This is a genomic window from Janthinobacterium sp. AD80, from assembly GCF_002878455.1.
Lineage (GTDB): Bacteria > Pseudomonadota > Gammaproteobacteria > Burkholderiales > Burkholderiaceae_D > Janthinobacterium.
The window spans coordinates 1-8929 of record NZ_NRDQ01000184.1 but is presented as its reverse complement, the minus strand read 5'-3'; the positions used below and the strand labels follow the sequence as shown (position 1 = coordinate 8929).

9 protein-coding genes and 1 pseudogene are annotated in these 8929 nt (G+C 66.5%); all 10 read left to right on the top strand.

Annotation, left to right across the window (positions count from 1 at the left end; all coding sequences use genetic code 11):
* On the top strand, positions 1 to 966 hold a 966-nt coding region (locus JaAD80_RS25630; protein ID WP_374755283.1), incomplete at its 5' end, for a type II and III secretion system protein family protein.
* A gap of 9 nt (positions 967 to 975) precedes the next feature.
* Positions 976 to 1263, top strand: coding sequence for a pilus assembly protein (locus tag JaAD80_RS25625; RefSeq protein WP_102298770.1), 288 nt, complete (start codon positions 976 to 978; stop codon positions 1261 to 1263).
* A 62-nt stretch (positions 1264 to 1325) separates the two neighbouring features.
* Positions 1326 to 2870, top strand: coding sequence for a Tad domain-containing protein (locus JaAD80_RS25620; RefSeq protein ID WP_102298768.1), 1545 nt, complete (start codon positions 1326 to 1328; stop codon positions 2868 to 2870).
* A gap of 57 nt (positions 2871 to 2927) precedes the next feature.
* Positions 2928 to 3344, top strand: a pseudogene (locus JaAD80_RS25615) (TadE/TadG family type IV pilus assembly protein); the annotation flags it as partial.
* Between the two features lie 10 nt (positions 3345 to 3354).
* Entirely contained in the window at positions 3355 to 3873 is a 519-nt protein-coding gene (locus JaAD80_RS25610) for a TadE/TadG family type IV pilus assembly protein (protein ID WP_102298766.1), read from the top strand.
* A 22-nt stretch (positions 3874 to 3895) separates the two neighbouring features.
* Complete coding sequence (locus JaAD80_RS25605; RefSeq protein ID WP_102298764.1) at positions 3896 to 5047, top strand: AAA family ATPase; 1152 nt, start codon at positions 3896 to 3898, stop codon at positions 5045 to 5047.
* Between the two features lie 51 nt (positions 5048 to 5098).
* On the top strand, positions 5099 to 6466 hold the full coding sequence (locus JaAD80_RS25600) for a CpaF family protein (protein ID WP_102298762.1): 1368 nt from the start codon (positions 5099 to 5101) through the stop codon (positions 6464 to 6466).
* A 10-nt stretch (positions 6467 to 6476) separates the two neighbouring features.
* Entirely contained in the window at positions 6477 to 7451 is a 975-nt protein-coding gene (locus JaAD80_RS25595) for a type II secretion system F family protein (protein WP_102298760.1), read from the top strand.
* A 16-nt stretch (positions 7452 to 7467) separates the two neighbouring features.
* On the top strand, positions 7468 to 8415 hold the full coding sequence (locus JaAD80_RS25590; protein WP_102298758.1) for a type II secretion system F family protein: 948 nt from the start codon (positions 7468 to 7470) through the stop codon (positions 8413 to 8415).
* A 13-nt stretch (positions 8416 to 8428) separates the two neighbouring features.
* Positions 8429 to 8929 (top strand): tetratricopeptide repeat protein (locus tag JaAD80_RS25585; RefSeq protein WP_146012537.1); only part of this gene is annotated, 501 nt, incomplete at its 3' end.

The window sequence follows — 8929 nt, the reverse complement described above, 5'->3', positions numbered from 1 at the left end:
GGCGCTGCCGCTCCCGCCGCCGCAGGGGCGCCGGATGCGGGCATGCCGCGCGTGATCAACCTGCTGGCGATCGCCGCGCCACAGCAGGTGATGCTGGAAGTGAAAGTGGCCGAAGTGTCGAAGGTACTGGTCGACCAGCTGGGCGCCAGCGTCGGCATCAACCGCACCATGGGCAGCTGGACGTATTCGCTGCTGTCGAACTTGCTCAGCAATAACCCCAGCGGCTTGAGTGGCTCCAACTCGAACAACTTCTTCAACCTCGACGCGCAGAAGCGCGATGGCCTGATCAAGGTGCTGGCCGAACCGAACATCATGGCCATCAGCGGCCAGGAGGCCAGCTTCCTGGCGGGCGGCAAAATCTTCATCCCCGTCAACCAGACCAACACGGGCGGCGTGTCCACCATCACGCTGGAAGAGAAGGAATATGGCGTGGCCGTGAAATTCACACCCACCGTGCTCGAAGGCGGCCGCATCAACCTGAAAGTGGCGCCGGAAGTGTCGGACCTGAACAAGGATGGCATCGGCATCACGGCCACCGGCATCTCGGCCACGGCCGTCCTGCCGTCGTTCACTACGCGGCGCGCCACCACCACGGTGCAGCTGTTCGACGGCCAGAGCTTCGCCATCGGCGGCCTGATCAAGAACAACGTGACCAGCAACATCAAGGCCTTGCCTGGCCTGGGTGAAGTGCCCGTGCTGGGCGCGCTGTTCCGCAGCACGGACTTCCAGACGGACCGTTCGGAACTGGTCTTCATCATCACGCCGCACCTGGTCAAGCCGCTGCCGCCCGACTACAAACTGCCCACCGACGGCTATATCCAGCCGACGCGCGGCGACATGTTCATGCAGGGAAAAATGGAAGGCACGGCCCCGGCTCAGCAACCGGCCACGCCAGCAGCGCCTGCCAGCGTGCCGCCGCAGGCAGCCACTGTCCAGCCCGCCGCCGGCGGCTTCGACCTCAAATAGGAGAACACCATGACAACCTCACACCGCCTGCCCTGCGCCGCCCTGCTGTCGCTGCTGTCGCTGCTGGCCGGCTGCGCCGCCACCACCACGCCCGTGCTCGACAGCCACTTCGGCGAATCCGTGGCCCTGCTCAAGTCGCAGCAGATCCTGTATCCGGACGCCTACCGCAATACCAACCCCGTCAGCGGCATCGACGGCAAGGCCGGGGTCAGCGCCTACCAGCGCTACCAGAAATCGTTCGCCGCACCGGAGCCGCAGCCGAACGTCTTCACCATCGGCGTCGGCGGCTCCCGCTAACCGGCTCCCGCTAGCCGGCTAGCGGGAGCCGGCATACCACCCCAGGCCACCAGGAGAAGCACATGAAAACAGCATACCGCAGGCACAACAGGGAGCAGGGCGCGATCGCCATCGTGCTCGGACTGACCCTGGTGATCCTGTTTGCCATGGGCGGCCTGGTGCTGGACTTGGGCCACCTGTACATCGCCAAGGCGGAACTGCAGAATGGCGCCGACAGCGCCGCCCTGGGCGGCGCCGTGGAACTCAATGAAAGCGCCGCCGGCATCGACAATGCCCAGGCACAGGCCATCGCCGTGGCACAAAAGAACCGCTATGACTTTTCCACGCCGCTGACCCTCACCGCCGCCGACATCAGCTTCGGCCCCGGGCCCGACGGCCCCTGGTCATCCGGCGCCAGCGCCCGTACCAATCCGCAGGGCCAAACCTTCATCCGCGTCGACACGGGCAGCAAGACCTTCGCCACTTACCTGATGGGCATTGCCGGCATCGCCAGTACCAGCACCTCCGGCGTGGCCGTGGCCGGCCGCTTCGTCAACGACGTCACGCCGATCGGCGTGTGCGCTGTCGATCCGGCCAACAAGACGGCGAAATATACGTACGCGGCCACCGGCATGACGGAGCTGGTGGAATTCGGTTTCCGCCGCGGCGTCACCTACAATCTGTTCGGTCTGAACCCGCTCGGCGGCTCTTCCGACCCTTACCTGATCAATCCCGTCGATGCCCCGCCAGGCGCCTGCAATGCCTCGCATTCAAGCGCCAATTCCACCGCGCCCTTCATGTGCACGGGCAGCAGCGCCGTCATCAGCAGCGGCAGCGGCAAGGTGTATACCAACACGGGCCTGAGCGCCACCAAGATCGCCAGCGCCCTCAATTCGCGCTTCGACGTGTATGGCGGCGCCTCCGTCTGCGATCCCGTGACGGCGCCACCCGACACCAACATCAAGGAGTACCCATGCAAGGGCAGTGGCGCGCCCTGCGTCGCCAGTGCCGCCAATTCGCCGCCCACCGGCTGGATGGAGCCGGGCGCGGCCAACCTGCCCAGCCAGCAGTCGGTGTCGCTCAATGCGGCAAAAAAGCCCAATTACCAGCTGCCGTCCGCCGGCGCCGTGCCCGTGCCCTCCGCGACGTTCGCGCAGTTTGCCGGCTACGGCGTGCTGTGGTCTTACGGTCCCGCCTATCAAAGCAACGGCGCCACGCCAGCCAAGGCAGGCACGCCGTTCACGGTGACGAACGCCAACGCCAACGCCACGATGTACAACACGGCCGCCATGACGTATTTCGACACGGCCAGCTACCCTGCCAGCGCCGGCGCCGGCTTTCCCGCAGGGACGCCACCATCGCCCTACAACCAGACCAGCGGCCCCACCTTCCAGGCACCATCGGCATCGCATCCGGGCCAGCGCAACCGCCGCATCCTCAACGTGGTGCTGGTGGATTGCCGCACGGCGCCCGTGGGCCCGGCCTCGTGCGGCGCCATGGACGCCGTCGGCATCGGCAAGTTCTTCATGACCATGAAGGCCGATTTCAGCGGCGGCGCGCGCCTCGACGTCGAGTTCACCGGCCTGATCGAGCCGGTGCCCAATTCCGAAATCAAGCTCTATAAGTGAGACGGCCATGCGCATCCCTCTCCTCCCTGGAAAGCAGCACGCGGCGCCGCCGTCGAATTCGGCATCGTGCTGGCCCTGCTGGTCACCCTGCTGGCCGGCATCTTCGGCTTCGGCCGCGCGTTCTGGTACTACGACGCGCTGACCAAGGCCACGCGCGACGCGGCGCGCAATATGTCCATCCAGGCCAAGGCCGGCATTGCCACGCAAGGCGTGGCGGCCGCCAAGCAGACGGTGGTCGATGCCGCCACCAGCGCCGGCATCGGCGGCTTCAGCACGGCCAATGTGGCCGTCACCTGCCTGGACAAGAACTTCAACGACAGCAGCTGCAGCGATGGCACCGCGCCGGGCGGCATCCGCGTCGAAATCATCAACTACACGCTGTCGGTGGGGCAGTACCTGCCTTTCGTGATCGGCTCGGCCAGCAGCTACGCCACGCCGCTCGCGCCGCGCACCACCATGCGCTACATGCTGTAAGGAGAACGCCATGCGCCCGCCCTTCCCCTCGCCAGTTCAGCCCCGCGGCCAGCGCGGCGCCGCCGCCGTGGAATTCGCCCTGGTGGCGCTGCTGTTCTTCACCCTGCTGTTCGGCGTACTGGAATTCGGCCGCATGCTGTACCTGTACAACACGGTGCAGGAAGTGAGCCGCCGCGCGGCGCGCGAAGCCGTCGTGCGCTGGGTCGACCAGGCCGATGCCGTCAAGACGCTGGCCCTGTTCGGCGGCACGTCGCTGCCGGCCGCCCCCGAAGTCACGGCCGCCAACATCACCATCCGCTACCTGAACAAGAGCGGCGCCGACGTGACCCTGCTGCCGCTCGATCCGGGCGACAACCTGTCAGCCTGCGGCGACAACACGCGCACGGCCAGCTGCATCGACAGCGTGCGCGTGTCGATCGACAACGTCAGCTACACGCCGATGGTCAGCCTGTTCGGTTTTCTCAATATCGCCCTGCCCGCCTCGGTGGTGGTCATGCATGCCGAAAGCCTGGGTTTCCAGATCAACTGAATGCCATTACCGGGAGTGCCAAGTGAATATCGTTATCGTCTCGAAGAATGAAGTCCAGCTCAAGCGCCTTAGCCGCCTGCTGCGCGAACGCAGCGCGGCCGACCGCGTCTCGCTGCTGGCCAGCACGCCGGAAATGTTCGACAACGGCGCCACGCCCGACCTGCTGCTGCTGGAGCAGGAACAGATCGGCGACGAGGAGCTCGACCTGCTCGAACGCCTGGGCAGCCGCTACCCCAACCTCGCCATCATCGTGCAATGCCCGCAGCAACATCCGCAGTTCCTGCTGCGCGCCATGCGCGCCGGCGTGCGCGAAGTGCTGCCGCCCGATGACGACACGGCCCTCATCGCGGCGCTGCGCCGCATCGGCGAGAAACTGCAGAAACAGGTGGCGCGCAATGGCCAGGTGCTGGCCTTTGTCTCGTGCAAGGGCGGCAGCGGCGCCACCTTCATCACCTCCAATCTCGGCTATGCGCTGGCGGCCGGGGATCAGCGCAAGGTGGCGCTGTTCGACCTGAACCTGCAGTTCGGCGATGCCGCCCTGTTTGTCTCGGACCACAAGCCGGCCACCACCTTGTCGCAGCTGGCGCAGCAGATCGTGCGCCTCGATGCCTCGCTGCTGAGCGCCAGCATGATCCAGATCACGCCCAGCTACAGCGTGCTGGCCGCCGCCGACGATCCGGCCCACGCCGCCGACGTCGAGGCCGAGCATATCGACCGCCTGCTGACGCTGGCGCGCAGCCAGTACGACTACATCCTGCTCGACGTGGGACGCGGGCTCGATCCCGTCAGCGTGCGCGCGCTGGACCGCGCCGACCTGATCTTCCCCGTGCTGCAAGCCACCCTGCCGTATGTCCGCGACGGCAAGCGCCTGCTCGACGTGTTCCGCGGCCTGGGCTACCGCGATGACAAGATCCGCCTGATCCTGAACCGCTATGCCAGCAGTGACAGCATCCGCGTGGCGGACCTCGAAGCCGCCTACGGCAAGCACGTCTACAAGTCCATCCCCAACCAGTATGAAGCGGTGGCGGCGTCGGTCAGCCAGGGGGTGCCGATACTCAAGCTGGCGCCGCACAACCCCGTGTCGCGCTCGCTGCAGGAACTGGCCGCCAGCGTGGCAGGCGAGACCCTGCCAGCGGCGCAAAGCTGGGTGGCACGCCTGCTGGCACGCGCCTGATGCCCCGGCCCAACCCTCAAACCGCCTACGCCCATTTACCGGAGACCGACCATGACTGCCGAAAAACTCACCCTGCGGGACCGCCTGGGCTATGCCCAGGATGACGCCAGCCTGAACGACGGAGCCACGCACCAGGGGGCATCGAACCACAACTACCAGCAACTCAAGCACCGCACCCACCAGGCGCTGCTTGACCGGGTCGACCTGGAAGGCATGCAGCGCCTGTCGCGCGAACAGATACGCGAAGAGCTGAAGATCCTCGTCAGCGACGTGCTCACGGAAGACAATGTGGTGATCAACGAACTGGAACGCCGCTCGCTGATCCGCGACATCCAGGACGAGGTGCTGGGCTTCGGCCCGCTCGAACCGCTGCTGGCCGATCCCAGCGTGTCCGACATCCTCGTCAACAACTGCCGCCAGGTGTATGTCGAGCGCCACGGCCGCCTGGAGCTGAGCGACATCTGCTTCACCGACGACGCGCACCTGATGAAGATCATCGACAAGATCGTCTCGCGCGTGGGCCGGCGCATCGATGAATCGAGCCCGATGGTCGATGCGCGCCTGCCCGACGGCTCGCGCGTGAATGCCATCATCCCGCCACTGGCCATCGACGGGCCCGTGATGTCGATCCGCCGCTTCTCCGCGCAGCCGCTGCGCCTGGCCGATCTGATGCTCAAGCAAAGCCTGACCGAGGAAATGAGCAGCACCCTGCAGGCACTGGGCAAGGCGAAGATCAACATCCTCATTTCCGGCGGCACGGGCAGCGGCAAGACCACCATGCTGAACGCCATTTCCGGCTTCATCAGCACGGCCGAACGCATCGTCACAATCGAAGATGCGGCCGAGCTGCAGATGCAGCAGCCGCACGTGGTGCGCCTGGAAACGCGGCCGGCCAACATCGAGGGCAAGGGCGAAGTGACGCAGCGCGCGCTGGTGCGCAATGCGCTGCGCATGCGCCCCGACCGCATCATCCTGGGCGAGGTGCGCGGCGCCGAGGCGCTCGACATGCTGGGCGCCATGAATACGGGCCACGAAGGCTCGATGGCCACCATCCACGCCAACACCCCGCGCGACGCGCTGACGCGCCTGGAAAACATGATCAGCATGGCTTCCGCCGCCCTGCCCGTGAAGGCCATGCGCCAGCAGATCAGTTCGGCCATCAGCGTGGTGGTGCAGGTGTCGCGCCTGACGGATGGCAAGCGCAAGGTCACCTCGATCCAGGAAATCACCGGCATGGAAGGCGAGATGATCACCATGCAGGAAATCTTCACCTTCCGCCAGACGGGCATCGGCGAAGACGGCGCGGTGCAGGGACACTTCCATGCCAGCGGCGTGCGGCCGCACTTCCTCGACCGCCTGCGCGCCTTCGGCATCAGCCTGCCCGAAACCCTGTTCGATCCGACCCGCCAGTACCATTAAGGGGAACACCATGGACTATCTCTACTATGTATTCGCCATCCTCACCTTCATCGCCGTGGTGCTGCTGATCGAAGGCCTGTACCTGGCGTGGAATGCCTCGCGCGGCCCGGAGGCGGAACGGGTGGCGCGGCGCCTGCGCACCATGTCGGCCGGCGCGCACGGCGAGACGGGCAGCTCGATGATCCGCAAACGCCTGCTGAGCGACACGCCGTCGCTGCAGCGCCTGCTGCTCAGCGTGCCCCGCGTGCATGCGCTGGACCGCCTGCTGGAGCAGTCGGGCATGAGCTGGAGCGTCGCCAGCTTCGCCGGCATGGTGCTGGTGTCGGGCGGCGCGGCGCTGCTGCTGCTCGCCTACTTCGGCACGCCGTGGCTGCTGGGCTTGCCATTGGCTGCCCTGGCGGCCTTGCTGCCGCTGCTGCTGGTGCTGCGCGCCAAGGCCAAGCGATTGCAGCGCATCGAGCAGCAGTTGCCCGATGCGCTGGACCTGATGTCGCGCGCCCTGCGCGCCGGCCACGCCTTCCCCACCGCCCTGAAAATGGTGGGCGATGAAATGAATGCGCCGCTGGCCACCGAGTTTCGCGCCACTTTCGATGAAGTCAACTTCGGCATCGCCATGCAGGATGCCCTGATGAACCTGGCCACGCGCGTGCCCAGCACGGACCTGCGCTATTTCGTCATCGCCGTGCTGATCCAGCGCGAAACGGGCGGCAACCTGGCCGAGCTGCTCGACAGCATCAGCCGCATCATCCGCGAACGCATCAAGCTGCTGGGACAGGTACGCGTGCTGTCGGCCGAAGGCAAGCTGTCGGCCTGGATCCTGTCGATGCTGCCGTTCGGCGCGGCCGCCATGATCCACCTGACCAATCCCCAGTTTCTGGAAATGCTGTTTGTCGATCCGGGTGGCCGCAAGATGCTCGTCGGCGCCCTGGTCATGATGGCGTGCGGCATCCTGGTCATGCGCAACATCATCCGCATCCGCGTCTGAGCCGAAGGAGAACCTCATGAACCCCGTGCATATCGCCTTTCTCGCCCTGCTGTTCATTGCCGTCTTCGGCACGGCCCTGGTGGCCCTGCGCAGCCTGTCGCCGGACCTGCTGCGCCAGCGCATCGACACGGCCGCCGGCAAGAGCGTGCCGCAGCCGGGCGCACCGGCATCCAGTCCCTGGCTGGCGCGCGTGGTGCGCCTGACGGGCCCCCTGGCCAGGCTGTCGATCCCCGACCAGGGCTGGGAAAACTCCGTCATGCGCCGGCGCTTCATGAATGCCGGCCTGCGCCAGGCCTCCACGCCGGTACTGTTTTTTTCCGCCAAGACCATGCTGGCCATCGGCCTGCCGCTGCTGCTGTTCCTGGGGCTGAGCGCATCGGGCCACCAGATGGCCGGCAAGGCTATCCTGTTCTGGCTGCTGACGGTGGCCGCCATCGGCTACTACCTGCCCAACGTCGTGCTGCAGCAAATGATCAAGCGGCGCCAGCGCGACATCTTTGAAAGCTTTCCCGATGCCCTCGACCTGATGACGGTCTGCGTGGAAGCGGGTCTGGCCATGGATGCGGCGCTGGCCAGGGTAGCTGCGGAAATCGCCCTGAAAAGCCGCGTGCTGGCCGAGGAACTGCATCTGGTGATGCTGGAACTGCGCGCCGGCAATGCCAAGGAACGTGCCTTGCGCAACCTGGCGCTGCGTACCGGGGTCGAGGATGTCGACGCGCTGGTGGCCATGCTGATCCAGGCCGAGCGTTTCGGCACCAGCATCGGCGCTTCGCTGCGCGTGCAATCGGACCAGCTGCGCACCAAACGGCGCCAGCGTGCCGAGGAAGAGGCGGCGAAAATCGCCCTCAAGCTGCTGTTCCCGCTGATCTTTTTCATCTTCCCTTCGCTGCTGGTCGTCCTGATGGGGCCAGCCTTCCTGCAAATCTACCGCGTGCTCCTGCCCAGCATGGGCGGTGGCAGCTGACCGGAGAACCGCCATGTCCCAGCACACCACACTGACGTTCATGCTGGCCTGCGCCAGCCTGCTGCCCGCCTGCGGCAGCCTGTCCGGCCCCGCCAGCCAGGGCAGCCACGTTGCGCCGGCGCAGGCGCGCGCCGACGACAGCCCTGCCACGCGTGCCGCCGCGTACTGCAAGCTGGGCAAGCGCATGCAGGAACTGGGCGACCTGCGCGCGGCGCTGGCTGCCTATGGAGTAGCCCTGCAGCTGTTGCCCGACTTGCCCGACGCGCGCAATGGCGCCGCCGTGCTGCACGCACAACTGGGCCAGCTGGAAACGGCGCGCGGCATGCTGCAGGCGCTGAGCAGCGAAGCGCCAAGCGCCCGCTCCTACAACAACCTGGGCTATGTGCTGTACCTGCAGGGCGAGTATGCGCAGGCGGCGGCCGCGCTGCGCCAGTCGCTGCAACTCGACAACGGCCAGCAGCCGGCGCGCGTCAACCTGGGCCTGGCCATCGCGGCGCTGGCACGCAGCGTGGCC

Excerpts from the sequence above, each read along its gene's own strand:
- JaAD80_RS25625 (WP_102298770.1), top strand. The coding sequence starts at position 976 with ATGACAACCTCACACCGCCTGCCCTGCGCCGCCCTGCTGTCGCTGCTG.
- JaAD80_RS25590 (WP_102298758.1), top strand. The coding sequence starts at position 7,468 with ATGAACCCCGTGCATATCGCCTTTCTCGCCCTGCTGTTCATTGCCGTC.
- JaAD80_RS25610 (WP_102298766.1), top strand. The coding sequence starts at position 3,355 with ATGCGCCCGCCCTTCCCCTCGCCAGTTCAGCCCCGCGGCCAGCGCGGC.
- JaAD80_RS25620 (WP_102298768.1), top strand. The coding sequence starts at position 1,326 with ATGAAAACAGCATACCGCAGGCACAACAGGGAGCAGGGCGCGATCGCC.
- JaAD80_RS25595 (WP_102298760.1), top strand. The coding sequence starts at position 6,477 with ATGGACTATCTCTACTATGTATTCGCCATCCTCACCTTCATCGCCGTG.
- JaAD80_RS25600 (WP_102298762.1), top strand. The coding sequence starts at position 5,099 with ATGACTGCCGAAAAACTCACCCTGCGGGACCGCCTGGGCTATGCCCAG.